This is a genomic window from Blattabacterium sp. (Mastotermes darwiniensis) str. MADAR, from assembly GCF_000233435.1.
Lineage (GTDB): Bacteria > Bacteroidota > Bacteroidia > Flavobacteriales > Blattabacteriaceae > Blattabacterium.
On the sequence record NC_016146.1, the window covers coordinates 337063 to 363044 of the forward strand.

General features: G+C 26.4%; 23 protein-coding genes. 6 read left to right on the plus strand and 17 right to left on the minus strand.

Annotation, left to right across the window (positions count from 1 at the left end):
- Position 1: 1 nt before the first annotated feature.
- Positions 2-820 (minus strand): glycogen/starch synthase, encoded by an 819-nt coding sequence (locus MADAR_RS01620; RefSeq protein WP_014158788.1) that lies wholly within the window; start codon positions 818-820, stop codon positions 2-4.
- Positions 821-978: 158 nt separating this feature from the next.
- On the opposite strand from MADAR_RS01620, the gene rnr reads away from it, so the two are divergent.
- Entirely contained in the window at positions 979-2919 is a 1941-nt protein-coding gene (gene rnr / locus MADAR_RS01625) for a ribonuclease R (RefSeq protein ID WP_014158789.1), read from the plus strand.
- A 15-nt stretch (positions 2920-2934) separates the two neighbouring features.
- On the opposite strand, the gene coaD is transcribed toward rnr, so the two are convergent.
- Complete coding sequence (gene coaD / locus MADAR_RS01630; RefSeq protein WP_014158790.1) at positions 2935-3399, minus strand: pantetheine-phosphate adenylyltransferase; 465 nt, start codon at positions 3397-3399, stop codon at positions 2935-2937.
- An 87-nt stretch (positions 3400-3486) separates the two neighbouring features.
- Between coaD and MADAR_RS01635 the strand changes: the two genes are divergently transcribed.
- Genes MADAR_RS01635 through MADAR_RS01645 form a run of 3 tightly spaced genes read left to right on the plus strand, consistent with a single transcriptional unit; the run spans position 3487 to position 7806 of the window.
- Positions 3487-4539, plus strand: a complete 1053-nt coding sequence (locus tag MADAR_RS01635; RefSeq protein WP_014158791.1) for a regulatory iron-sulfur-containing complex subunit RicT — start codon at positions 3487-3489, stop codon at positions 4537-4539.
- Positions 4540-4576: 37 nt separating this feature from the next.
- On the plus strand, positions 4577-6850 hold the full coding sequence (locus MADAR_RS01640) for a transglycosylase domain-containing protein (RefSeq protein ID WP_014158792.1): 2274 nt from the start codon (positions 4577-4579) through the stop codon (positions 6848-6850).
- A gap of 8 nt (positions 6851-6858) precedes the next feature.
- The gene (locus MADAR_RS01645; protein ID WP_014158793.1) at positions 6859-7806 is read left to right on the plus strand and encodes a 2-hydroxyacid dehydrogenase; all 948 of its coding nucleotides are present in this window, start codon (positions 6859-6861) and stop codon (positions 7804-7806) included.
- A gap of 11 nt (positions 7807-7817) precedes the next feature.
- On the opposite strand, the gene MADAR_RS03060 is transcribed toward MADAR_RS01645, so the two are convergent.
- Genes MADAR_RS03060 through MADAR_RS01690 form a run of 9 tightly spaced genes read right to left on the minus strand, consistent with a single transcriptional unit; the run spans position 7818 to position 18241 of the window.
- Positions 7818-9269 (minus strand): TSUP family transporter, encoded by a 1452-nt coding sequence (locus MADAR_RS03060; RefSeq protein ID WP_014158794.1) that lies wholly within the window; start codon positions 9267-9269, stop codon positions 7818-7820.
- Between the two features lie 9 nt (positions 9270-9278).
- Entirely contained in the window at positions 9279-10955 is a 1677-nt protein-coding gene (locus tag MADAR_RS01655) for an NADPH-dependent assimilatory sulfite reductase hemoprotein subunit (protein WP_014158795.1), read from the minus strand.
- 30 nt (positions 10956-10985) lie between these two features.
- A complete protein-coding gene (locus tag MADAR_RS01660) occupies positions 10986-12653 on the minus strand; it encodes a sulfite reductase flavoprotein subunit alpha (RefSeq protein ID WP_014158796.1) in 1668 nt (555 codons plus the stop codon).
- A gap of 19 nt (positions 12654-12672) precedes the next feature.
- Positions 12673-13491 carry a uroporphyrinogen-III C-methyltransferase gene (gene cobA, locus MADAR_RS01665; RefSeq protein ID WP_014158797.1) on the minus strand — a complete coding sequence of 273 codons (819 nt, stop codon included), beginning with the start codon at positions 13489-13491 and terminating at the stop codon, positions 12673-12675.
- Positions 13492-13505: 14 nt separating this feature from the next.
- A complete protein-coding gene (gene cysK / locus MADAR_RS01670; RefSeq protein WP_014158798.1) occupies positions 13506-14426 on the minus strand; it encodes a cysteine synthase A in 921 nt (306 codons plus the stop codon).
- Positions 14427-14434: 8 nt separating this feature from the next.
- On the minus strand, positions 14435-15268 hold the full coding sequence (locus MADAR_RS01675; RefSeq protein WP_014158799.1) for a serine O-acetyltransferase: 834 nt from the start codon (positions 15266-15268) through the stop codon (positions 14435-14437).
- Positions 15269-15286: 18 nt separating this feature from the next.
- On the minus strand, positions 15287-16543 hold the full coding sequence (locus MADAR_RS01680) for a sulfate adenylyltransferase subunit 1 (protein ID WP_014158800.1): 1257 nt from the start codon (positions 16541-16543) through the stop codon (positions 15287-15289).
- 14 nt (positions 16544-16557) lie between these two features.
- Complete coding sequence (cysD, locus tag MADAR_RS01685) at positions 16558-17466, minus strand: sulfate adenylyltransferase subunit CysD (RefSeq protein ID WP_014158801.1); 909 nt, start codon at positions 17464-17466, stop codon at positions 16558-16560.
- Between the two features lie 37 nt (positions 17467-17503).
- On the minus strand, positions 17504-18241 hold the full coding sequence (locus MADAR_RS01690) for a phosphoadenylyl-sulfate reductase (RefSeq protein WP_014158802.1): 738 nt from the start codon (positions 18239-18241) through the stop codon (positions 17504-17506).
- Between the two features lie 149 nt (positions 18242-18390).
- Between MADAR_RS01690 and MADAR_RS01695 the strand changes: the two genes are divergently transcribed.
- A complete protein-coding gene (locus MADAR_RS01695) occupies positions 18391-19650 on the plus strand; it encodes an NADP-dependent isocitrate dehydrogenase (RefSeq protein ID WP_014158803.1) in 1260 nt (419 codons plus the stop codon).
- Here MADAR_RS01695 and MADAR_RS01700 read toward each other — a convergent pair.
- Genes MADAR_RS01700 through menB form a run of 5 tightly spaced genes read right to left on the minus strand, consistent with a single transcriptional unit; the run spans position 19606 to position 24217 of the window.
- A complete protein-coding gene (locus tag MADAR_RS01700) occupies positions 19606-20751 on the minus strand; it encodes an AMP-binding protein (protein ID WP_238523377.1) in 1146 nt (381 codons plus the stop codon). The two genes, MADAR_RS01695 and MADAR_RS01700, sit on opposite strands and share 45 nt — an antisense overlap.
- Positions 20706-21776: an enolase C-terminal domain-like protein gene (locus MADAR_RS01705; protein WP_014158805.1), complete on the minus strand. Its 1071-nt coding sequence runs from the start codon at positions 21774-21776 to the stop codon at positions 20706-20708. The genes MADAR_RS01700 and MADAR_RS01705 overlap by 46 nt, the downstream gene beginning before the upstream one ends.
- Positions 21745-22485: a metal-dependent hydrolase gene (locus tag MADAR_RS01710; protein ID WP_014158806.1), complete on the minus strand. Its 741-nt coding sequence runs from the start codon at positions 22483-22485 to the stop codon at positions 21745-21747. The genes MADAR_RS01705 and MADAR_RS01710 overlap by 32 nt, the downstream gene beginning before the upstream one ends.
- A 2-nt stretch (positions 22486-22487) precedes the next feature.
- Positions 22488-23396 (minus strand): 1,4-dihydroxy-2-naphthoate octaprenyltransferase, encoded by a 909-nt coding sequence (gene menA, locus MADAR_RS01715; protein WP_014158807.1) that lies wholly within the window; start codon positions 23394-23396, stop codon positions 22488-22490.
- On the minus strand, positions 23393-24217 hold the full coding sequence (gene menB / locus MADAR_RS01720; protein WP_014158808.1) for a 1,4-dihydroxy-2-naphthoyl-CoA synthase: 825 nt from the start codon (positions 24215-24217) through the stop codon (positions 23393-23395). The genes menA and menB overlap by 4 nt, the downstream gene beginning before the upstream one ends.
- Before the next feature lie 98 nt (positions 24218-24315).
- On the opposite strand from menB, the gene MADAR_RS01725 reads away from it, so the two are divergent.
- On the plus strand, positions 24316-24699 hold the full coding sequence (locus tag MADAR_RS01725) for a hypothetical protein (protein ID WP_238523379.1): 384 nt from the start codon (positions 24316-24318) through the stop codon (positions 24697-24699).
- Here the strand turns inward: MADAR_RS01725 and MADAR_RS01730 are convergent.
- Positions 24673-25950, minus strand: coding sequence for an SLC13 family permease (locus MADAR_RS01730; protein WP_014158810.1), 1278 nt, complete (start codon positions 25948-25950; stop codon positions 24673-24675). The genes MADAR_RS01725 and MADAR_RS01730 overlap by 27 nt on opposite strands.
- Positions 25951-25982 lie beyond the last annotated feature (32 nt).

Below are 25982 nucleotides of genomic sequence, written 5' to 3' on the forward strand. Positions count from 1 at the left end.
TTTAATTAATCTGTTCGGAAACAGTTTCTTGATAAAATTGTTGATAAACGGTTTCTATTTTATCTACAGGATAATATTTCAATACTAACAATTTATTTTTTTCTATATAATCCTCTATTTCCTTAGGAAAAGAAAGATCTCCTTTTATTATTGCATCAGAAAAATACATGCAGAACTTTATTAAGTTAAAATAATCAGGATTTTCCAAAAGTTTTAATTTTATAGACTTTATCCCATCTAATTTTATCTTTTGAAGAATATCCTTATTCAAAGTCCCTTGAAAAGGTTTGTTATATATAGATGTAACAATTTTTGTATTGTGATAAACAGGATCATTTTTATAAAATTCCTTTATATATAATGGAATAAAAGTAGTTATCCATCCATATATATGAATAATATCTGGTCTCCAATTCAATTTTCTTACGGATTCTAAAACACCTTTCGTGAAAAATAAAGCTCTTTCATCATTATCGGAAAAAAAATTTCCATTTTTATCTTCATATATCGCTTTTCTTTTAAAATATTCTTCATTGTCTATAAAATAAACTTGCAACCTAGCATCTGGAATAGATGCAACCTTAATCAATAAAGGTCGATCCATTTCATTAATGATTAAATTCATTCCTGATAAACGAATAACTTCATGCAATTGATGTCTTCGTTCATTTATTACCCCAAAACGTGGCATAAATATGCGAATATCATTTCCTATTGATTGCATAAACTTAGTAGCTTTTAAAACAGATAAAGAAATAGGATTCTCTGAAGAGAAAGGAAATAAATCTGAAGATACATACAATATACGTTTACCTGTCATCTTAAGAGTAATTTTTTATTTTTAAATATATGTATAGTAAAAAAACGGATCGTTACAAAGATAATAAATAATATAATATCCAAAGTTCTATCTAAAAAACGATAGAATTTATTTTCAGTAAATTCTTGTAGATTGTAACTTTTTAATAGTTTATTGATATGCATTTTCATAATAAGAAAAATTTTCTTTTAGCTACTGGTTTTATCAATATTACTAGTCGTGGATATGCTTTTGTAAATGTAGAAAAATTTGAGAAAGAAATTTTTATTCCCAAAAAAAAAACTAACAGAGCTATAGAAGGAGATTTAGTTCAAATAAAATTTAAAGAAAATAAAAAATTAGGAAAAAAAACGGAAGGAGAGGTCATAAAAATAATCAAAAGAAAAAGGAATAAATTTATTGGAATATTAAAAATAAAAGATCATTCAAAATATGGATCAGTAATAGTTGATAATAAGAAAAATATTCATGTCGATATATACATTCCTAAAAATAAATTAAAAGGATATAAAAATAATGAAAAAGTATTAGCTAAAATAGTGGAATGGCCAAAAGATTTAAAAAATCCTTTAGGAGAAATAATTAAAGTATTTGGACTATCTGGAGAATATAAAACAGAATTTTTTTCCTTATTAGAAGAATATAGAATCCCTTATGAATTTCCTAAAAAAGTGGAAGACGAAGCGAAAAATATTGTTATGAAAAAAGAATTAGACATCAATCTTAGAAGAGATATGAGAAATATAAATACCTTTACTATAGATCCTTTTGATGCTAAAGATTTTGATGATGCTATTTCTATTAGAAAGTTAAGCTTTAATACTTGGGAAATAGGAATTCATATTTCAGATGTTTCTTATTATGTTAAAGAAGGAAGTAATTTAGATAAAGAAGCCTATATTCGTGCAAATTCTATTTATCTTATAGGAGAAGCAATTCCTATGCTTCCAAAAATATTATCCAACGATCTTTGTTCTTTACATCCAAAAAAAGATAAACTAAGTTTTTCTTCTGTTTTTAATGTAGATAATAAAGGAAAAATATTAAAAAGTTGGTTTGGAAAAACAATTATACGATCCAATAGAAGATTTACGTATGAAGAAGTTCAAAATATTATAGAAAAAAAAAAGGGAGATTTTCGAGAAGAACTTTTAACCTTATTGTTTTTTTCTAAAATATTAACTAGAAAAAGATTAAAAAATGGATCTATTCTATTAGATAGAGTTGAAATGAAATTTTGTCTAGATAAAAACAATAATCCAACAAAATTATACTTAGAAAGGAATAAGGATGCTCATCGTTTGATAGAAGAATTTATGTTATTGGCCAATAATAAAATATCAGAGTTTGTCAGTTTAAATACGAATGGAGAAATTCCTAACAAAACGTATATTTACAGAGTACACGATGAACCCGATTTTCATAAAATTTTCGTCCTTAAAAAAATAATAGAACCTTTAGGCTATTTTTTAGATTTAAAGAATATAAAAAAATCCATTAATTGCTTATTGAGGAAAATTCAAGGAAAACCAGAAAAAAATATGATCGAAAATTTGATTCTTCGTTCTATGAGCAAAGCTAAATATTCCACTATAAATATAGGACACTATGGATTATCCTTTATCTATTATACTCATTTTACTTCTCCTATAAGAAGATACTCAGATATTATAGCACACCGTTTATTAAATTATTATTTAACCAAGGATCAATCAAAATTAAAATCCATAGAATTTTATGAAAAACAATCCCAACATTGCAGCGTTAGAGAACGTTTATCGATAGATATCGAAAGAAACTTTTCAAAATTTATACAAGTTAAATATATAAAAAAATTCCTATTAGGAAAAAAACTTGACGGAATCATTACAGGATTTACAGATTGGAGTATTTTTATTGATTTATTGTTCTTTCAAACAGAAGGAATGATACGCATACGTGATATTAAAGAGGATATATATACTATAAATTCAAGCAATTACAGTATAATTGGTAGGAAAAAAAGAAAAATATATCATCTTGGAGACAAAATAAAAGTAAAACTTATAGACGCTAATATAGAAAAGAAACAAATTATTCTTGAATGGCTCGGAAATTAAAATTCTATCACATTATTAAATTCTTACAGAATTAGGAACAAATATTGTGTAATTTCCTCCATTTTTTATAATTTCTCTAACCAAACAAGAACTGATATACGATCTTTCATAAGAAGAAAGAATAAATACGGTTTCAATACAATCATACAATTTTTTATTGGCATAATATAAATTTTTTTCAAATTCGAAATCTAATTGATTTCGAATTCCTCTTAATAAGAATTTAGCCTTTTTTCTTTTACAAAAAGAAATAGTTAAACCTTTAAAAAGGTCTATCTCTATTCCAGAAAAATCTAAAAAAGTTTTTTGTATCCATTCTTTTCTCTTTTTAACAGAGAACATATTATTTTTTTCAGAGTTATTTCCAATAGCTATAACAATTTTATCAAATAAGTTTAAAGACTTAATGATTACATCATAATGTCCTAAAGTTATTGGATCAAAAGTTCCAGGAAATACTGCTATTCTTCTATGATTCATATAGAAATATAAATTTATATCAAAAAAGTAATAAGCAGAATAAAATTTTTATTTTTGTTTCTTTAAGTTTTTAAACTTATTAAAATAATGGAAAAATTATGTTCCGGTTGTTTAACCAATAATAAATGTTTTCTTAAAAAGGAAAAAAATTTTTTCTATAATAAATGTTTGAAACTGAATGTAGTAGATTGGTTATCCCATATACAATCTCCTTTTGAATACGAGTTTGATATTGTAGAAGTTCAATTTAAAAATGATAGAAAAGAATTTTTTCATAACGAGAAAAAAATACCTCTTCGTAAAGGAGATTTTGTCACTGTAGAATCTACATCTATAGGATATGATATAGGAATGATCACTATAACTGGAGAATTAGTAAAATTGCAAATCAGAAATAAAAACATTTATTCTATAAAAAATATAAAAAAAAGGATATACAGAAAATCTACAAATAAAGAATTAAGTCTATGGAATTTTTTAAAAAAAAAAGAAAAAAATATTCTTTCAAAATCTAAAAAAATTGCAAAAAGTTTAAATCTATCCATGAAAATTTGTGATGTAGAATATCAAGGAGATGGAAAAAAAGCTACTTTTTATTATACATCGGAAAATAGAATTGATTTTAGAAAATTGATTAAAGAATTGGCTGCTTCATTTCATATACGTATAGAAATGCGACAAATTGGATATCGACAGGAATCCGCAAAAATCGGAGGAATAGGATCTTGTGGTCGTGAACTATGTTGTTCTACTTGGTTAAAAAATTTTAAAAGTGTTACAACTAATTCTGCTAGATATCAACAACTATCTATAAATGCAGAAAAATTAACTGGACAATGCAGTAAATTGAAATGTTGTTTAAATTATGAGTTAGATGCTTATTTATCAGCCATAAAAGATTTTCCAGACATTAATAAAAAAATCTATACAGAAAAAGGAGTTGCAAAATGTATGAAAATCGATGTATTCAAGAAAAAAATGTGGTTTTCTTATGTTAAAAATTCAAACACTTGGTTCAGAATAGAAATAAAAAAAATTAAAGAAATTTTAGAAAATAAAAATAAAATAGCTCCTCCTTTGGAAAAATTATCAACAATGAATGTTATTCCAAAAACAGAATTAACATTTAAAGATTTATAAATAATGATTATGAGACAAAAAAGAATCCTTTTAAGTTTTGCATAACAAAGAAAGAAAAAAAAATGGATTTTATTTCCGTCTACTTCTCTTCTACTTTTGGTTCTTCTTTTTTATAGGAATATGCTCTGTATTTTTTATCTTTTATGCAGCATCTAAAGGTTATTTAGGGACCTTGCCTAGCACTAAGGATATAGAAAATCCTACAATGGAAGTAGGATCGGAAGTCTATGATTCCAATGGAATTTTACTGGGAAAATTTTTTTCAGAAAATAGAATACTAATTACTTATAACAAACTTCCAAAAGATCTTATTAATGCTCTCATAGCAAAGGAAGATATTCGATTTAGATATCATTCTGGAATTGATGTAAAATCTCTTCTTAGAGCTATTCTTTCTTTAGGGAAAAGAGGAGGAGGAAGTACTATTTCTCAACAACTTGCTAAACTTCTTTTTACAGGTAAATCGGCGAAAAACAAGTTACAAAGAATGCATCAAAAACTTCTAGAATGGGTAATGGCTGTAGAATTGGAAAAACGTTATACAAAAGAAGAAATTATCACAATGTATTATAATAAATTTGATTTTCTATACAATGCAAAAGGAATTGAAACAGCAGCTCGTACTTATTTTAATAAGACAGCTTCTAAACTTAATTTAGGAGAATGTGCTATGTTGGTTGGTATGTTGGAAAATCCTTCTTTATATAATCCAAAAATGTACCCTAATAGAGCAAAAAAACAAAGAAATTTGGTTTTATATAAAATGAAAAAATATGATTTATTGAATTCCCATAGATATAAAAAAGAATTAGAAAAACCCGTAAAAATAAATTTTCAAATACAAAGAAAGGACTTTGAATTATTAACTTATTATGGTGAATTTTTGAAAAAGGAAATTCAGGAAGTATTAGATGATCATGAAAAAGAAACTGGAAAAAAACTTAATCTTTATTCTAGTGGATTGAAAATATATACATCTATTGATTCAAAAATGCAAAATTATGCAGAAAGAGCAGTAAAAAAACATCTTCGTCAATTACAAATTGCATTTAACAATACTCAAAGAAAAAATAAAAATGCTCCATTTTTAAATATTCCTCCAGAAAAAATAAATAGAATTCTTATATCGGCTATGCATAGAACAAAACTCTATCAATCCATGAAACAAAAAGGAATGACAGAAGAAGATATTGTAAAAGAATTTAAAAAACCAAGACCTACAAAATTATTTACCTGGAATGGATCAAAAAAAGTATTGATGTCTCCATGGGATTTTATACGTTATCAAAAAAGTATTATCCAAGCTGGAATGATATCTATAGAACCCTATACAGGATATGTAAAATCGTGGGTAGGAGGAATAGATTTTAATTATTTCCAATATGATCATGTAGCTAAGACGAAACGTCAAGTAGGTTCTATTTTCAAACCTATTTTATATGCTACAGCCATTAAAGAATTACATTATAACCCTTGCACAAAAATTTCCAATGAAAAATTCCATTTAGGAAAATGGAGTCCTAGAAATTCAAATGGAAAGTATGGTGGAGTACTGACTTTAAAAGATGGATTAGCTCTATCTGTTAATACCATTTCTGCTCGTCTCATAGAGAAAATAAAACCAGCTCCAGTAATAGATTTAGCAAAAAAAATGGGAATAGAATCTACGATCCCTGAACATCCATCTATAGCTCTTGGAGCTGCTGATTTAACATTATACGAAATGACGGGAGCTTTTAATACATTTACTAATTATGGAATCTATGTCAAACCGAGAATTTTAGTAAAAATAGAGGATGAATATGGAAAATTAATTAAAGAAAAAATGGATTTTAAAAGAAAAGTCTTTAATGAAGAAGTAGCGTATATCATGTTAAAATTAATGCAAGGAGTAGTGCAATATGGAACCGCTAAAAGATTACATAAGTATAATTTTTTTGTAGAAAATATCGCAGGAAAAACAGGAACAACCAATGAAAATTCAGATGGGTGGTTTATAGGAATGATCCCTAATTTAACTACTGGAGTTTGGGTGGGTTGGGAAGATCGATTTTCTCATTTTGAAAATATTCAATTTGGACAAGGAGCAAACATGGCATTGCCAATATGGGCATATTATATGAAAAGCTTATATAAGGATCCAAATCTTATTTATCATGAAAAACTTATTTTTCATAAACCAGAAAATTACCAATATCATTGGGATCGTTGTGAAGAAAATAATAATGAGGAAGAAAAACAAAATTTCTTTTTCAAAGATATTATTGATTTTGATGGAAATTTCAATACTGAAAATGTAAATAAAAAATAGGACTAATCATGAAAATATTAATCTTAGATAAAAATCACCCTTTTATAATATATAAATTAAGAAAAGAAGGTTTCATTTGTGATGAAAATTACCATGATTCTATAGAATACATTATAAAAATAATATCCCTATATGATGGTATCATTTTAAGAAATAGATTCAAAATAGATAAAGAATTTATTGAAAAAGCGGAAAATTTAAAATTTATAGCTCGTGTAGGATCCGGAATAGAAAATATAGATAAAGATTATGCTTTAAAAAGAAGAATAACATTGATTTCTACTCCAGAAGAAAATAAAGATTCAGTAGCAGAGCATACTATAGCCATGCTTTTATCTATGATGAATCATATTATCCGTTCTGACCAAGAAATTAGAAAAGGAAAATGGAATAGGGAATCCAATAGGGGAATAGAAATAATGGGAAAAACTGTGGGGATTATTGGATATGGAAATACAGGAAAAGCTCTCGCTAAAAAACTTTCAGGATTTGAATCTACAATATTGTGTTACGATATTTTACCTAATATAGGAGATATTTATGCCAAACAAGTAGATATAAAAACAATTTTTATGAGATCTGATATAATTAGTTTACATGTTCCTTATACAAAAAAAACTAAAGGAATGGTTAATGAAAAATTTATAAAAAAATTTCATAAACCCTTTTATTTTATTAATACTTCTCGTGGAGAATGTGTACTTACCAATCATTTAATAAAGGCATTAAAAGATGGAAAAATATATGGAGCTTGTTTAGATGTATTGGAATATGAAACCCTTTCTTTTGAACATTTTTTTCATAAAAAAAAAATTTCAAAAAATTTTTTTGATCTTATTCATTCCAATAAAATACTCTTAACACCACATATTGCAGGATATACTAAGGAATCAAAATATAAAATGGCCAAGAAAATCGTTAAAAAAATTATTTCATTTAAATTCAATAAAACTTGAACATCAAATTTTTAAAAAAAACAATTATACAAAATCCTAACACTCCAAATAATAACCAAAGTCCCTATGAAAAAACACATTATTCTCATAGGTATTTTCCCAGATATTTTCGCTGCTAAAGGAGCAGAAAATAAACTCCCAAAAACCAATCCAAGAACTATTTTCCAATAATGTATTCCTAATAAATAAAAAAAGGTAATCGCACTAGAAATAGTCACAAAAAATTCAGATAAACTGACAGAACCTATTACATATTTTGGTTTTCTTCCTTTTGATATTAAAGTACTTGTCACAAAAGGACCCCATCCTCCACCTACAAAAGAATCTAAAAAACCTCCAATTCCAGCAATCCATCCTATTTTTTTTATTTTTATATCTATTTTATTTTTTTTCCATAATACAGAAGTTAGCAATATTTTTGTACCTAAACAAAAAGTATAAAACCCTAACATAGGTTTTATATAAGAAATATAACTTTCTCCAAATTTAGAAAGAAAAAAAGAACCAATAATAGAACCTATAACTCCTGGAATTAATAATATTTTCAATAATTTTTTATTAACGTTTCCCATTCTATAATGACTTAATCCAGATATCCCGCTAGAAAATATTTCTGCAGTATGAATACTAGCACTAATAGATGAAATAGGAATCCCTAAGGTAAGCAATATTGTTGTACAAGTAAGTCCATATCCAACCCCTATAGCTCCATCCACAATCTGAGCAAAAAATCCAGTAAAAAATAAGTATAAAAAATTTTTATCTAAATATTTTTTAAAAAAAACTGTTAAGAATAAATATCCTACCATTAATAATGGAAGAACTAAAAATATTTTTTTGAATTTTTTTTTTCTTTTTTCCTCAAATGAGGTTTCTAACAACCATTTATTTGTTAATTCATTCAGCTTTTTTACTTTAAAATCAAAATTACCTTGCAATTTTTTCCTTATTTCATACATATTTATCAATGCTTCATTTAATTCATGAGGTAAAACTTCATAAAAAATTTCTTTCAAACGTTTGGCTATAGTAGGAGATTTCCCATTGGTAGAAATGGCTATTTTTAGATTTCCTTTTTGTACAATGGATCCAAGATAAAAATCACAAAGTTCAGGGACATCAGAAACGTTCACCAATTTATGCATTCTTTTTGCATCTCTTTTAATTTTTTCACTTAACATTAAATCATTCACAGCGACAATGATAACATCCATATTTCTTAAATCGGAAGTTCCATATACTTTTTTAATTAATTTTATAGAAATAAATAGTTTAGCTAATTCATAAACTTTCTGATCAATACGAGATGCTATAAGATTTATCCTTGTATCAGGATTATTTTGTAATACTGCATTCAATTTTTTTAAAGCAGTTTTTCCACCACCAATAATTAAAAGAGAAATTTTTTCTAACTGTAAAAAAATAGGAAAAAGTTTATTATTTTCTTTATTTATCTTTATCATTATTCATCATTATATTACCCATTGTTTTCTAATAGAAAAATTACCAAATTTTTCTCCATCCAATTTTTCTTTTTGAAAACAATTAAAAAATTGATCAAGTTCCTTTAAAATAGAAGATTCATCCATATTTTTCTTGTACAATTTGTTCAAACGTGTTCCCTCAGGATCTCCTCCCAAATAAAGATTGTATCGTCCATAAGAAACTCCTACAAAACCTATTTCTGCTAAATAAGGACGAGAACACCCATTAGGACATCCTGTCATACGAATAATAATCTCTTCTTTTCCTAATTTATATTTATTTAAAATAAATTCTATTTTAGATATCAAATGTGGAAAATAACGTTGTCCTTCAGCTAAAGCTAAAGGACATGTGTTAAGAGCCACACAAGCCATAGAATTTTTTCTAATAGAGGAAACATGATTCATATAATTAACAATACCATATTCATCAAGAATAGACTGTATTGTTTTTTTATTTTTCGCATGAATATCAGTTAACGTAATATTTTGATTACAGGTGAATAAAAAATTACATATTTCATACTCTGCTATCTTTAACAATGCCGATTTCAATTTTAAATTGACTCTATCAAAAACTAAACCATTTTCTATAAAAATAGTGTAATTCCATAATTTCATATCATCTTGTATCCAACCAAAATAATCACATCTTTCTGTAAAAAAGAATGGTCTCTCTTTTTTTAAAGAAAATCCAATTCTATTTTCCAATTCTTTTTTAAACCATTCTATCCCATAATTATCTATGGTATACTTTAGACGAGCAAATTTACGATCACTTCTATTGCCATAATCGCGTTGAATTGTTAGAATTTCGTATACTATTCTTAATATTTTTTCTTCAGAATCATAAAAACCAATTATTGTTCCTAATCTAGAATAAGTTTTTGAATTCCCATGTGTGGTAGACAAACCCCCTCCAACGGATATATTAAATCCTTTCAATTTTTTTTTATCAGAATCTATGATAGCTATTAATCCTATATCATTTGCAAATACATCAACATCGTTATTTGGAGGAATTGCTATAGCTATTTTAAATTTTCTAGGTAAGTAACTTTTTTTATAAATAGGTTCTTTATTTTCTTTTTCAAGAATTTTCTTTTCGTCCAACCATATTTCATAATAGGCTCTTGTTTTTGGAAGAAACATTTTACTAATTTTAGAAGCATAAGTCAATATTTTTTTATAATGAGTTCTAGAATATGTACTACATATAACGTTTCTATTAATATCTCCACAAGTAGCAATAGAATCCAATTTAGAAATATTAAAAAACTGAATAGTCGGTTTAATATTAGATTTTATCAATCCATGTAATTGAATAGTTTGTCTACTAGTTACTTTTATAACTCCAGTTGAATTTATTTCTGAAATTTGATGAATAGACAACCATTGTTTAGATTTAATAAAACCACCTGGAATTCTCAAACGAATCATAAAAGAAAATAAACGATCCAATTTTTTTTTTGCCCTATATTCTCTTATATCCCTATCGTCTTGTTGATACAATCCATGAAATTTAATTATAATCTGATCCTTATCAGAAATACCACCAGACAATTCATCCTTCACACTTTCAATAATAGATCCTCGAAGACCTCTGCTTTCTTCTTTAATTTTCTCCTCCATTGTTATTTTATTTGAAAAACTATCTATTTTCATATTTTCAATCAATTTAATTTCAAAAAAAAATTAGTAGACATCCTTTAAATAACGTCCCTCCTCTTTCATTTTTTTTATAAAAAATTCTGGAAAATTATATCCACCAACTTGTTCTATTATACGAAATATGGTTTTTTCTACATCTATACTCATAGGCTTTTTATTTCCACAAATGTAGATATAAGCTCCTTTTTTTCCTATCCATGTAAAAAATTCTTCACGATTTTCCCATATTTTATCTTGTATATATATTTTCTTTTCTTGATCTCTAGAAAAAGCAAGACTTACACGATATAAGACCCCATTTTTTTTCCAATTTTGTATTTCTGTCTGATATAAAAAATCAGTGGAAAAATGTTGATCTCCAAAGAAAAGCCAATTTCTTCCCGTTGCTCCTACAAATTCTCTTTCATATAAAAAAGAACGAAAAGGAGCTATCCCTGTTCCAGGTCCTATAAGAATGATATCTTTATTGTTTTTTGGTAACTTAAATAAATAATTTTTATGTATATAAAAAGACAAACTATCGCCTTCTTTTAATTTAGAAAGATAATTCGAACAATAACCATATCTATTTTCTCCGTTAACTTTAAATCTATGACGTGACACTGTAATATGAATTTCAGGATAATGAACTTTAGGGGAAGAAGAAATAGAATAAAATCTAGGTCTTATAGGATCCATAATTTCAATTAAATTTTTTAAAAATTTTTTCTTTTTTATAGGAAATTTATTTAATAGATCAAAAAAATTCCACATTCTATCATTAGGTATTTTTTTCCCTACCAATAAAGAATACTTTCTTAACATATTAATGGACAAACGAAAGATATTCCATTCCTCTTCTAATAAAAGCCTAACTTTTTTCCTCTCCTTTGAATTTTCAAAGAGATCTTTTTTTTTAAAAAAATCTATAATATTCTGTACTTCATCTACAGGATTTTTAGCTATAACAGCTATAGAATCTCCTGGAAGATAATCGAATTTTTCCATTCCATTCTCCATTAAAATTTCAATATGATGAATTTCTTTATTAGAACCTCTTTCTTGATCATTTAAAAGGATATTAGTCAAAATCTTTCCATGAATTTTTTTTTTTCTATCTACTTTTTTTTTTTTTAAAATATTTAAAACTTCTGATAACCAATCTTTTGCTTTAAATTCAAAATCAATATCACATTTATACAATGGAATAACTCTGCATGCCCCCATTTCATACAAACGTTTATCTAAATCTTCTCCCGCTTTACAAAAAAAAGGATAAGAACGATCTCCTAATGCTAATACCCCATACTTCATATTTTCTAAACGAAAATTTAGATTCTTATGAATAAAATTGAAAAAAGATTTAGCGGATGAAGGAGGTTCTCCTTCTCCATGCGTACTAATAATTACAAAAAAATAATTCTCTCTTTTTAAATCTAAAAAACGATATTGATCCAAACTTATCAGATTAATTTTAAAATTTTCTTTTTTCATTTTCTCAACAATGGAAAAAGATAGATTTTTAGCATTTCCTGTTTCTGTTCCATAAACAAGTGTTATTCTTTCTACTTCTTTCCTCAATACTTTCGTTTTTTCTTCTTCATGAAAAGACGATAAGATTCCAGATATATATCCATATATCCAAATAAGCTCTTCTCTAGAAATATTTTTTATCAATTCTATAAATATTTTATTCTTTGATTCAGATAACATCTCATTAAAATTTTATATTCTAATACATAAAATAATTTCTTTTACAAAAAATAGAAGAACTAGAAGAATTCCATTTAAAACACTTATAAAGATTTACTATTTTTCCAATAATAACCAAAGAAGGAGATAAAAAATTTCTTTCTATCAAATATTTTTTACAATTATAAAGAGTAGTTGTATACACTTTTTGCATAGGAGTAGTAGCTTGTTCTATTATGGCGATCAATTTATTCGAATAACAAGATTCCTTTTTCTTAATAAGTATCATAAATTTGTCAATAATATAATATAATTTTTTAATACACATATAAAAAACCAAAGTATCCTTAGTTGTTAAGAATTCCTCCCACTGATTAGAATCGATAGAATTTGGATTATGTAATGTTACGAAACGAACTGAAGAAGCATATCCTCTTGCTGTAAGAGGAATTCCAGTATAAGCAGCTGCGCCTAAAGCTGCAGTAACTCCTGGAATAATCTCATAAGGAATATGATATTTGTTTAGTTCTATTAATTCATCCATTATATTAGAGAAAATAGAAACATCTCCTCCTTTTAATCGAACTACATATTTTCCTTTTAAAGCATGATAAACCATTAGATGATTAATACTCTTTTGATTATTTTTAAAAAAGTATTTTTCTTTATGCATTATGGAATCATTATTTTTCCCTACATATAAAATCTTTCTTTTTGGATGTAAATATTCATTTACTATTTCAGGACTTACAAGACGATCTACCAATACTATCTCAGATTTTTTCAAATGATTGATAGCTTTAACAGTAATTAAATCAGGATCCCCAGGTCCTGCTGAAATAAAAATTACTTTTTTCATCTCTTCTCTTTAAGTTATAAAAAAAGATCTTCTACTGAAAGATATCTTTCTCCAGAATCATAATTAAACGTAAGTATCCTAGAATCTTTAGAAAAATAAGATAAGTGTTTTTCAATAGACGATAAAACGGCACCTGTAGAAATTCCCACTAAAATCCCTTCTTTGATTGCGGTTTTACGAACAAAATAAAATGCTTCTTCTTTAGAAACTAAAAAAGTCCCATCCAATAGATTTACATTTAAAATAGGAGGAATAAAACCGGCCCCCAAACCTTGTAATGCATGAGGTTTAGCTTCTCTTTCTCCTCCAAATATAACTGGAGATTCAACAGGTTCTACGGAAAATATTTTTATATCTGGAAATTTTTTCTTTAATACTTCTCCTATTCCAGTAATATGTCCTCCTGTTCCAACCCCAGTAACAAAATAATCTATTCCATCAGGAAAAGAATCTATAATTTCCTTTGATGTAATACTCTTATGGATATTTGTATTCGATAAATTTTCAAATTGTTTTGGCATCCAAGAATTAGGAATTTCATGTACCAATTCTTCTGCTTTTTTAATGGCTCCTTTCATTCCTTTTTCTCTAGGAGTAAGTACTAATTTTGCTCCAAAAATAGAAAAAATTTTTCTTCTTTCTATACTCATAGATTCCGGCATTACTAAAATAAGGCTATATCCTTTTACAGTGGAAACCATAGCTAATCCAACTCCAGTATTTCCAGAAGTAGGCTCAATGATTACCTCTCCTTTTTTTTTAAGAATTCCTTTTTTTTCTGCATCTTCTATCATTGATAACGCAATTCTATCTTTAATACTCCCTCCAGGATTATTCCTTTCTAATTTCATCCAAACTTTATGAAATGGATATAAACGACGAAGAAGTACATGGGGTGTATTTCCAATAGTTTGCAATATACTCTCTACTTTCATCTTTTTTTTTATATAGTTATTTTTTTTTTCTGAGAAGAACTGTTATTACGAATTTTAATCTCACTAGTTTGAGAAACTATTGAAAAAGGAGGAATACTATGAGTTATCCATACGTTCCCTCCAAGTATACTATCATGACCAACTACTGTATCTCCTCCCAAAATTGTTGCACCAGCATAAATAGTTACTTGATCCTCTATAGTAGGATGACGTTTTTGATCCCTCAACTTTTTATCTACATAAATAGCTCCTAAAGTAACTCCTTGATATATTTTTACCCTATTTCCTATTTTTGTACTAGAACCAATCACTATTCCTGTTCCATGATCAATAGCAAAATATTTTCCTATTTCTGCAGAAGCATGAATGTCGACTCCTGTTTTACTATGAGCATATTCTGTAATCAATCTTGGAAGAATTGGAATCTTTAGTACCCATAATTGATGAGCTATTCGGTATAATGCAGTAGCAAAAAAACCAGGATAGGATAAAAAAATTTCCTCTATTACTGTTGCAGCAGGATCAAAATCTAATATAGCATTAGCATCCATAATTAATGTTTGATAAATATTGGGAATTTTATCAAAAAAATTTTCTACAAATTTTTTTGACTCCCTTTTTTCAAGATTAAAATCAAGAAGAATACAATACAATTTTTGTTGTAATTTTTTATAATTTACTTTTAATGAATCAATCTTTTCTAAAAGACCTTGATCAGGTGTAAAAAGAAGATGAAATAATTCCTCTACAAATTTTTCGGATGTATTTTTGTTAGGAAATGGATTTTTCCATTTTCTTTTATTATCTTCAAATAATCTCTTCAAAAAATCCTTATTAGACATTTTACAAGTTTTTTTTATTCATTGAATCATACAAGCAGCTACTGTAGAATAGCTTATTTCATCTATTAAAATAGAAGCTCCGTTTTCTTTTATTTTTCTATAAGGGTCATGTGGAATAGGTTTGGATGTATGAATCCTAACTTTCACTAAATCATTTAATCCTGCATTTTTAGGATACTTTTCCCTTTTCAAAGTATTCACATCTATACGATAAATGATATCTTTAATCAAAATTGGAACTTGAAGACTATGAATTTGAAATAAATATTTATTTCCTCGTTTCAATAAACTGTTTTCCATCCAACAAAGAATAGCATCAAATTCTTTAGAAACTATAGGTAAATCATCACTATTTTTTTTTACAAATAAATCTCCACGAGAAATATCCATTTCATCCTCTAAATATATAATAATGTTCTGAGGTGCAAATCCCTCTTTAATTTTTTTTCCATTCATTTTTATACATCTAATTTTTGTATAAAATTTATGAGGATAAACAATTATATCATCTCCTTCCCTATAAATTCCACTAATAATTTTTCCAGCATATCCACGATCCACTTTATGAAGACTACTACATTTGGAACGAATGATATATTGGACTGGAAATCTAGATGGTTCCAAATAAGGTTCTTTATGAATAACAATATTTTCCAATAAAGAAAGAAGACTAGGACCAGTATACCATTTCATATTAGAAGATTGATCCACTACATTATCTCCATTTTTTGCACTTATTGGTATTGTATCTATATTCTTTAATCCTACTCTACAAGCTGTAACTTTATATTGACTAATAATAGCTTTATATATTCTAAAATCATAATTAATCAAATCCATTTTATTAATGGCTAAAATAATTTTTTGAAAATTAAGTAATCCAAGAATTAGAGAATGTCTTTGTATTTGTTCTACTACACCATAACGTGCATCAATCAACACAATTGCTAAATCGGCATGAGACGCTCCTGTTAACATATTTCTAGTATATTGAAAATGACCAGGAGTATCGGCTATAATAAATTTCCTTTTAGATGTAGAAAAATATTTATAAGCTACATCAATAGTTATTCCTTGTTCTCTTTCAGCTCGTAATCCATCCGTTAATAACGAAAAATCTATTTTATTTCCTCCATATCTTCTTATACTACTCTTTTCCGTTATTGTAGATAATTCATCCATAAGTATAGAATCACTATCATATAACAAACGTCCTATTAGAGTACTTTTTCCATTATCTACACTTCCGGATGTAATAAATCTCAAAGTATCCATGATATGAATTGAATTTAAAAGTATCCTTGTTTTTTTCGGTCTTCCATAGATGTTTCAGATAATGTATCATCAATTCTTGTTTGACCTCTCTCACTTATTTTTGTATCCAAAAGTTCCTGAATGATTTCTTCTACATTTTTAGCATTTGATTCTATAGCAGCTGTACAAGTCATATCTCCTATAGTACGATAACGTAAATTTTTTATATGAACTAGCTCATTTGGATTAGCCTTAATTAATTTAGATAAAGCAATCCACTTCCCTTGGAAATTAATAACTTTTCTTTTGTGTGAAAAATAGATAGAAGGTAATAATATTTTTTCTTTTTGAATATAATTCCAAACATCTAATTCTGTCCAATTACTAATAGGAAAAACTCGCATATTTTCTCCTTTATGTATTTTTCCATTATAAATATTCCATAATTCAGGTCTTTGTAATCTTGGTTCCCAACTTCCAAATTCATTTCTAATAGAAAATATTCTTTCTTTAGATCTTGCTTTTTCTTCATCTCTACGACCTCCACCAATACAAGCATCGAATTGAAATTCTTCAATTGTATCTATAAGAGTATATGATTGTAAAATATTTCTATTAGGAAATCTTCCTTTAGGTTCAGATAAATTTCTACGTAAAATAGTATCCTCTACTTTGCGTATAATAATTTTTTCTCTTATTTTTTTTACAAAAAAATCTCTAAATTCCAATGTTTCAGGAAAATTATATCCAGTATCTATATGTACCAAAGTAAAAGGAAATTCTCCTGGTTTAAATGCCTTTAAAGCTAAATGAACTAATAAAACAGAATCTTTTCCTCCAGAAAATAATAAAGCAGGTCTATCAAATTGCCCTGCTGTCTCTCTATAAATATGGATGGTTTCTGATTCTAATTGTTCCAAATAATTTAAACGATAATTTTTCATAATTCATTATACATATGTATCCATTTGATATCCTATATCATTTTTTATTTTTTTTTAAATGTAATCCACATTCTTTTTTTACCGAATCGTTCTCCCAATACCAACGACCACTACGATAATTCTCCCCATGCTTAACCGAACGAGTACATGGAGCACATCCTATACTGAAATATCCCTTATTATATAAATGATTATAAGGAATATTATATTTTTTAATAATTTTTTCTATTTTTTCTAATTTCCAATCAAGAAGTGGATGGAACTTAATCAATTGATTGCTATCATCCCATTCTAAATGATTTAAATTTTTTCTTTCCATAGAATGTTCTGAACGTAGTCCAGTTATCCAAACGGAATTTCCTTTTAAAGCCCTTCTTAAGGGTTCCACTTTTCGTAAAAAACAGCATTTCATTCTATCCTGAACACTCGCATAAAATGAATTAGGCCCTTTTTTTGATAAAAATTTTTCCAATTTATTCGTATCTGGATAATAAGCAGTAATGGAATAATTATAAAACTTATTTGTATCTGACCAAACTTTATAAGTTTCTTCAAAAATTCTTCCTGTATCCAAAGTAAATATTTTTATAGGAATATTTTCATGTAGAATAAAATGAGAAATTAATTGATCTTCAATATTAAAACTTGTAGAAAAAACTATTTCTCCCGGAAATATTTCTGAAAGATTTCTTAATTTTTCTTCTATGGAAGAGGATTCTATTCTTCTCGAAAGATCAGATATATTTATGCATTTTTCATTTTTATTCATTCCCATTCCATTATGGTAGAAAACCCTTAACGTAGATCAAAACGACAAATATAAGAATTTCTTTTATTAAAATTTCATTACAAAATGAATATTTTTTTATTAGAAACATGTAATATTATTAATTAACAAATTAACAACGATATAAAACAATTAATATGAAGAAAATAAAAGTAACCAATCCTATAGTAGAAATGGATGGAGATGAAATGGCTAGAATCATATGGAATCTTATTAAAAAATATTTAATATTTCCTTATTTAGACATGAAAATTATTTATTTTGATCTTTGTTTAAAAAACAGAGATTTTACAGAAGATAAAATTACTATAGAGGCAGCTAAAGCAATAAAAAAATACAATGTTGGAATTAAATGCGCAACAATTACACCCGATCAAGAAAGAATGAAAGAATTTCATTTAAAAAAAATGTGGAAATCTCCAAATGGAACAATACGAAATATTATTGATGGTACAATTTTTAGAGAACCTATCTTAGTTAAAAATATCCCTATCCCAATTAAAAATTGGAAAAATCCTATATGTATAGCCCGTCATGCAAACGCAGATCAATACAACGCAATAGATTTTATTATTAAAAAAAAAGGAAGATTATATCTTTATTTTATTCCAGATAATAATGAAAAAAAAGATTTTCAAAAATATGAAATACATCACTTTACGGAACCAGGTATAGCTATTGGAATGTACAATACAGATGAATCTATATACAGATTTGCACGTTCTTGTTTCAATTATTCTATTTACAAAAAATGGCCTCTTTTTCTTTCTACAAAGAATACTATTCTAAAAACATACGATGGGAGATACAAAGATATTTTTCATGATTTATACCAAAAAGAATTTCTCCCAATATTTGAAAAACTTAAAATTACTTATGAACATCGTTTGATTGATGATATGGTGGCATATGCTATAAAATCTAATGGAGGATTTGTCTGGGCTTGTAAAAATTATGATGGAGATGTACAATCGGATGCTATAGCTCAAGGATTTGGATCTATAGGAATGATGACTTCTATATTGATTACTCCAGATGGAAAAACTTTAGAATCTGAAGCCGCGCATGGAACAATTACTAAACATTATAGATTGCATCAAAAAGGAAAAATAACATCCACCAATCCTATTGCTTCTATTTTTGCTTGGACTCGTGGCCTTAAACATAGAGCTTTTTTAGACAAAAATTATCCACTAAAAAATTTCTCAGAAAAATTGGAAAAAAGTTGTCTAGAAGTTATAGAATCAGGAAAAATGACTAAAGATTTATTCAAGCTGATTTATGGATCCAATGACATTAAAAACAGTAAAAATAAATACTTAGATACGGAATCTTTTTTTCATGAATTAAAATTAAATTTTGAAAAAAAAACCAAAAATAGAGAAATAGATAATTGAATATTTTTTGATATTATTTACTATTATTCGATTTATTATTTCTTTTATTTTCAATTTTCCCAAATAATTTTCTATAAAATGTTCTACAAAAAAAACATTTTTTGGTTTATAAAACCTTTTTTTTTCAATAAAAATTGATTTAGGAATCCTAACAGTAAAAGTAGGTCCTTCAATAATTAATATTATTCTTTCTCCTAATATTGTATCTGGAATGGAAGAAACAAAAAATCTTCGACGATGAGGAATAAATGGAAAAATTTCTTTTTCCACTAATTCAGGAATTATTTTAATTCCTCCACTATTAATAACATGATCAAATCTTCCTATCCAATTAAATCTATTTTCAGAAATAAGATGAACAATATCATTAGTTTGAATAAGAGTATCCATACAATATGGATAAAATATCCTTAAACAATTTCTATTATCTATACCGATAGAAACATCTTTTAACGATTCATAATAATCAGTCTTGTCTAATCCGTTAATTTTTTTTAAAGCTATATGGCCTAGTGTTTCTGTCATTCCATAAGTAGAATAACAAATAGTTGAAATATTTTGCAATTTTTTTTCTAAATATTTAGAAATAGGCGCTCCTCCTATCAAAAGAATTCTTATTCTTTCCAAATTTTTTAAACTATAATAAACTTGTATAGGGACCATGGATACAATATCAAAATAACCTTTTATATTCCTTAAAGGATTAGATGATGGAGGAATACAATAAATATTCCATCGAAATATAATAGCACGAATTAAAAACATTTTGGATGCTATAGATTCCGGATGCAAACATAAAAGACCTTTAATTCCACTGCTTGTTATATTTAATAAATATGCTGTTCTTTTCGCACATTCATACATATATTCTTTTTTAAAAAAAATTCTTTTAGGAATTCCTGTTGTTCCAGAAGTAGAAACTTTCAATATAGATTTACTCTCATTTTTCCAATCATTTAAAAACGAAAGAATGGTTTCTTGCCATTGATATAAAGGATGACCTTTAACAACTAAATGATCAGATATTCTTTTTGATTGAAAATCAATACGTATTCCTAAATAATCTTCTTTAAATCCCATATCCTTAAAGGATCGTACCAAATATGACCTTTTTTTATGTGTAAAGGAGAAAAAAAATCGTTATAAAAATATCCTGTATTTAATCCATGAATTCCTTGATCTTTTTTTTTCCCCATCTTAAAAATCCATTGTGATATAGCATTGATTCCTATTTTGCTCTCTAATGAAGAACTAATCCACCATCCTATTTTTCTTTTATTAGCTTCCATTATCCATTCTTTAGATCCTAAAAAACCTCCACATACACTAGGCTTTAATACTATGTACTTGGGAATAATAAAATCCAATAAACTTTTTTTTAATTTTAATTCTCGAATTCCTATTAATTCTTCATCCAATGCTATTGGTAATTTTGATTCTTTACATAGTTTAGATATATCTTTCCAATTTCCGTTTTTTATAGGTTGTTCTATAGAATGAACAATATTTATATCGTAAAGTTTATTGATACAAAATAAAGCTTCTTCTTTTTTTTTGAAAGTTCCATTAGCATCAACACGTATTTTTATATGTGGATGTTTTTTTTTTATTTCTTTCAAAACTAAATATTGATAAGAAAAAAATTTTTGGCTTATTTTCATTTTAATGAATGAAAAACCTTTAGAAATTTCTTTTTCTATTTTCTTTATTCCAATTTCTGTCTTTTTAAAAGAGTGTAACCATATTATACTATTGATAGGAATACCCAATTTTCCTTCGATAAACTCAGAATTATACAATATAGGAAAATTATTTTTTAACCCCAAGAATGCCTGTTCCAATCCAAATAAAATGGATGAATAAGAAATATATGGATGATAATAAGAAAATTCTGTTTTCTTCATGGTATTGATTTTTTTAGAAAGTATACGAAGTTCTCTTTCGTATTCCTCTAAATTTCGGGAAACATCCACATCCAATAAAGGATTACATTCTCCAATTCCTATTTTATCTTCTTTTTTTAAAATAAAAAACCAAACTATACTATAACGGAATATTCTTTTAGAATTCTTTACTTCTTGTTTAAAAAAAAACTTATGTTGTCTTAAGGTCGATTTTATCGTCATAAATAGATATAACTTCTCCAATTTTTAATAAAAAAAGTTCTTTTTCATTTTCTAAAAATTTTTTCTCCGCCTTTTTTTGATCAATTTGAATTGAATCAAAAGTATTATAATGGACTCCTAATATTTTATCACATCCTAAAAAATTAGAAGCTAAAATAGCTTCTTCAACATCCATAGTATAAACTCCTCCTATGGGTAATACAGCCATTTTTAACTTTCCAAATTTAGGAATAAGACTCATTTCATATGTTAAGGAAGTATCCCCTGATAAATAAATATTTCCTTCATCTGTATGGAAAAGAAAACCTCCAGGATTTCCTCCATAAGATCCATCGTTAAAAACGCTAGAATGAGCGGCCCAAATGTATTTCAATTTTCCAAAAGGAAAAGAAATGAAAGATCCATAATTCATTCCATAGGTTTTCAATCTCTTTTTTTGATCAAAATAATTAGATATTTCATAATTCGATATGATTAAAGAATCAAATTTTTTTGCGAAAAATTCAACATCACATACATGATCATAATGTGCATGGGTTAATAAAATGTAATCTATCCTTTCAAAATTACCAAAATTTCGGATATATTTATTCCACAATAATGGATTATTTTTTATGATGGGATTTTCAGAAAAGAATGGATCAATCAATAGAAAAAATCCATGTATTTCTAACATACAAGTACTGTGAGTAAGAAAAGTAATTTTCATTTTTATTTTATTTGTGCTCCAATTCCTATGCTCATAGAGTATAAAAAAGTTAAGTGTATTAATCTTTTCAACTCTGAATTAAAACATTCTGGATTCTCTATAGAAATAATTCTTTTTAAATGCCGTATAAAAAAAGGAATATTCAATATAAAGAATAACCATTTATAAATGTTCTTATAATCATTTAATATATTAAAAAATATGCCTAATACTATAGATATTATAATAGAAAAAATATGATATAATTTTGCATATTTGATGCCCAATATACCTGCAACAGTATATTTCCCATTTTTATAATCGTTCTTTATATCTCTCATGTTATTAATATTCAAAACAGAAAGACTCAACAATCCTATTGATAAAGATAAAAGAAATATATCCAAAGAAAAAACTTTAGTATATAAAAAATAGCTCCCTCCTACAGAAACTAAACCAAAAAATATAAAAACAGAAAGATCTCCCATTCCTAGATATCCATAAGGATAGGGACCTACACTATATTTAATAGAACTATATATACAAACAAAAATTCCTATGAAATAAAAAAAAAAAAAAAAAAAATTATTCAATTCAATTGATCTATAAATTAATAAAAGACCAGAACAAAAAGATAAAATAGATAATATATTTATTGCTTTCTTCATTGCAAATATAGAAATTAAACCGCTTTGAATAGTTCTTTTTGGTCCAATACGTTGATAATTATCTACTCCTTTTATACTATCTCCATAATCATTAGAAAAATTGGCCAATACTTGTAAGAATATAGAAGTTATAATACATAATAAATAAGTATAAAAATCTCCATATCCTTTGGATATAGAAATTAAATAACTTAAAGTTATTCCAGAAAAAGATAAAAGCAAAGTTTGAGAACGTACGGCACAAAACCAATATTTTAATCTCATAAAAATTTGGTAAATTTCCTAAAATTTGGATTTCTTTTTTCTAAAAAAGCTTTCTTTCCTTCTTGAGATTCTTCCATCAAATAAAACATTAAAGTAGCATCTCCTGCTAATTGCATTAATCCATGTTGTCCATCTAATTCTGCATTTAAACAACGTTTAATCATTCTTAAAGACATAGGACTTCTTTTTTGTATGATTTTACACCATTCTATAGTAGTTTTTTCTAATTCTTTTAGAGGTACTATTTTATTGATTAACCCCATTTGTAAGGCTTCATATGCAGAGTATTCTTTACACAAAAACCACATTTCTCTTGTTTTTTTTTGACCAATATGACGTGCTAAATAAGAAGCTCCAAAACCTCCATCAAAAGATCCTACTTTTGGTCCTACTTGACTAAAAATAGCATTATCAGATGCAATAGTTAAATCACAAACTACATGTAAAACATGTCCTCCACCTACAGAAAATCCATTAACCATTGCAATAACTGGTTTAGGTATCTCTCTGATTTTTTTATAAAAATCCAAAATATTTAATCTAGGAAGACCATCTTTTCCTAAGTATCCACCAAGTCCTCGTGTTTTTTGATCTCCTCCAGAACAAAAAGATTTTTTCCCGGATCCGGTTATAATCAATACATCTATATCTCTTCTTTCACGACATATATCTATAGCATCAATCATTTCTTTCACAGTTTCTACGCGAAAAGCATTGAAACATTCAGGTCTATTTATTACTATTTTAGATATTCCTTTCCAAAAATAAAATAAAATATCCTCATATTTTTTAATAGAAATCCAATCTATTGTAGAGTTCATGATAAAATAAATTCAAATTGATGTTTATTTTTACAAAATAACAAAAAAAATACTTTTCTTAAGTATGTTATATGTATCGTAATTTTTTTGCAGTATTTATGGGAATATTAGTTAGTATAACTGAAATACTTTATTCTATTCAATGGATAAAAAAGTGGTTTAAAAGTATACAATTTGTTCCATTGAAAAATTTACAGTATGTATTCGTTCATGCACCTTCTGAATTTTTTATAACCTTATTTTTTTTCTATGTTTTTAGTGCTTTATCGGGAGGATTTACAACTGCTTTTTTCGTACAAAACGCTAAAAAAGCTTATGCAGTATTAACTGGTACCATTCTTTTTTTCCTTGCTTTTATTCACATATTTTTCTACACATTTCCATTATGGTTTGAAATAATGATTCTTCCTATTTTCTTCCCTTTTTCATATTTAGGAGGAGAATTCATAGAATTATTACAGAGAAAAAAATGGATCGATTAATAATAAATAGATAAAACCAGTTAAATATCCTATTAAAGCCAACCAACTAATTTTTTTTAAATACCAAAAAAAATCTATTTTTTCCATTCCCATTGCTGTTATACCAGAGGATGATCCTATAAGAAAAATACTCCCTCCCGTTCCAGATATATAAGTTATAAAATGCCAAAATTCATGATCTATAGGATAAGAAAACATAGCTATAACAGCTGCAACTAAAGGAACATTATCTATAACAGAAGATATTAATCCAAATATAAATGTTGTTATTTTCCATGAAGTAACTGTATGATTAATCCAATAAGATAAATTGTATAATATACCTAAAGATTCTAAAGAAGAAATAGAGAGTAGTATTCCTAAAAAAAATAAAATACTAGAAAAATCTAGTTTTTTAAATACCTTATTCATAGAAAAATGATTCTTATAATAAATATTAGTTATCAGACAAAGAATTCCAAAAGAAAACATCATTCCCATATATGGAGGTATACCAGTTATGGTCTTAAAAAGAGGAACCAATAACATAAGGAATAAACCAATCTTTAACATCCATAAACCTTTTTTAAAATCTTTTTTAGATAATTCAATTTTTTTCATTGTAATATATCCATCAAAAATCGGTATTAATGAACCTATAAAAGTGGAAATACACATACATAAAACAGATGGAATGAATATTTTTTTAACAAGATTAATAGTAGTTACTTTATTCGTAATCCATAACATTGTAGTAGTTATATCTCCTATAGGAGACCAAACTCCTCCTGCATTAGCAGATATAATAATCAATCCTAAATAATACCAACGTTCTTTATAATCAACTATAATTTTTTTTAAAATAGTAATTATAATTATAGTAGCTGTAAGATTATCTATAATAGCAGATAATAAAAAGGATAATAAACTTATTATCCATAAGAACTTACGTTTCGTATTCGTATTGGAATAAAATAAAACTCTTAGAGCTTCAAATCCATAATACATGTCCATAATAGAAATCATAGACATAGCCCCAACAAGAAAAAAAACAATTTCAGAAGCTTTTCCTAAATGAATCAATAATAAATGATAAGGATCTTTACATTTAATTAAATATCTATTAGATAATTCAAAAACAGGTATATTCCAAAACATAATCAAGGACCAACAAATAGTAGCCATAAGAATAGATGGAATTACCTTATTTATGGATACAAAATCTTCAATGGTAATAAATAAATACCCAATGATAAAAACTAAAATTATCATTGATTCCATAGTTTCATAGAATAAAAAATTTA

Excerpts from the sequence above, each read along its gene's own strand:
- cysK (WP_014158798.1), bottom strand. The coding sequence starts at position 14,426 with ATGAAAGTAGAGAGTATATTGCAAACTATTGGAAATACACCCCATGTA.
- MADAR_RS01620 (WP_014158788.1), bottom strand. The coding sequence starts at position 820 with ATGACAGGTAAACGTATATTGTATGTATCTTCAGATTTATTTCCTTTC.
- cobA (WP_014158797.1), bottom strand. The coding sequence starts at position 13,491 with ATGAAAAAAGTAATTTTTATTTCAGCAGGACCTGGGGATCCTGATTTA.
- MADAR_RS01730 (WP_014158810.1), bottom strand. The coding sequence starts at position 25,950 with ATGATAATTTTAGTTTTTATCATTGGGTATTTATTTATTACCATTGAA.
- MADAR_RS01695 (WP_014158803.1), top strand. The coding sequence starts at position 18,391 with ATGAAGAAAATAAAAGTAACCAATCCTATAGTAGAAATGGATGGAGAT.
- MADAR_RS01660 (WP_014158796.1), bottom strand. The coding sequence starts at position 12,653 with ATGTTATCTGAATCAAAGAATAAAATATTTATAGAATTGATAAAAAAT.
- menA (WP_014158807.1), bottom strand. The coding sequence starts at position 23,396 with ATGAGATTAAAATATTGGTTTTGTGCCGTACGTTCTCAAACTTTGCTT.
- MADAR_RS01705 (WP_014158805.1), bottom strand. The coding sequence starts at position 21,776 with ATGACGATAAAATCGACCTTAAGACAACATAAGTTTTTTTTTAAACAA.
- rnr (WP_014158789.1), top strand. The coding sequence starts at position 979 with ATGCATTTTCATAATAAGAAAAATTTTCTTTTAGCTACTGGTTTTATC.
- MADAR_RS01680 (WP_014158800.1), bottom strand. The coding sequence starts at position 16,543 with ATGGATACTTTGAGATTTATTACATCCGGAAGTGTAGATAATGGAAAA.
- MADAR_RS01655 (WP_014158795.1), bottom strand. The coding sequence starts at position 10,955 with ATGAAAATAGATAGTTTTTCAAATAAAATAACAATGGAGGAGAAAATT.
- MADAR_RS01645 (WP_014158793.1), top strand. The coding sequence starts at position 6,859 with ATGAAAATATTAATCTTAGATAAAAATCACCCTTTTATAATATATAAA.
- MADAR_RS01690 (WP_014158802.1), bottom strand. The coding sequence starts at position 18,241 with ATGGGAATGAATAAAAATGAAAAATGCATAAATATATCTGATCTTTCG.
- MADAR_RS01725 (WP_238523379.1), top strand. The coding sequence starts at position 24,316 with ATGGGAATATTAGTTAGTATAACTGAAATACTTTATTCTATTCAATGG.
- MADAR_RS03060 (WP_014158794.1), bottom strand. The coding sequence starts at position 9,269 with ATGATAAAGATAAATAAAGAAAATAATAAACTTTTTCCTATTTTTTTA.
- menB (WP_014158808.1), bottom strand. The coding sequence starts at position 24,217 with ATGAACTCTACAATAGATTGGATTTCTATTAAAAAATATGAGGATATT.
- MADAR_RS01675 (WP_014158799.1), bottom strand. The coding sequence starts at position 15,268 with ATGTCTAATAAGGATTTTTTGAAGAGATTATTTGAAGATAATAAAAGA.
- MADAR_RS01710 (WP_014158806.1), bottom strand. The coding sequence starts at position 22,485 with ATGAAAATTACTTTTCTTACTCACAGTACTTGTATGTTAGAAATACAT.
- MADAR_RS01635 (WP_014158791.1), top strand. The coding sequence starts at position 3,487 with ATGGAAAAATTATGTTCCGGTTGTTTAACCAATAATAAATGTTTTCTT.
- cysD (WP_014158801.1), bottom strand. The coding sequence starts at position 17,466 with ATGAAAAATTATCGTTTAAATTATTTGGAACAATTAGAATCAGAAACC.
- coaD (WP_014158790.1), bottom strand. The coding sequence starts at position 3,399 with ATGAATCATAGAAGAATAGCAGTATTTCCTGGAACTTTTGATCCAATA.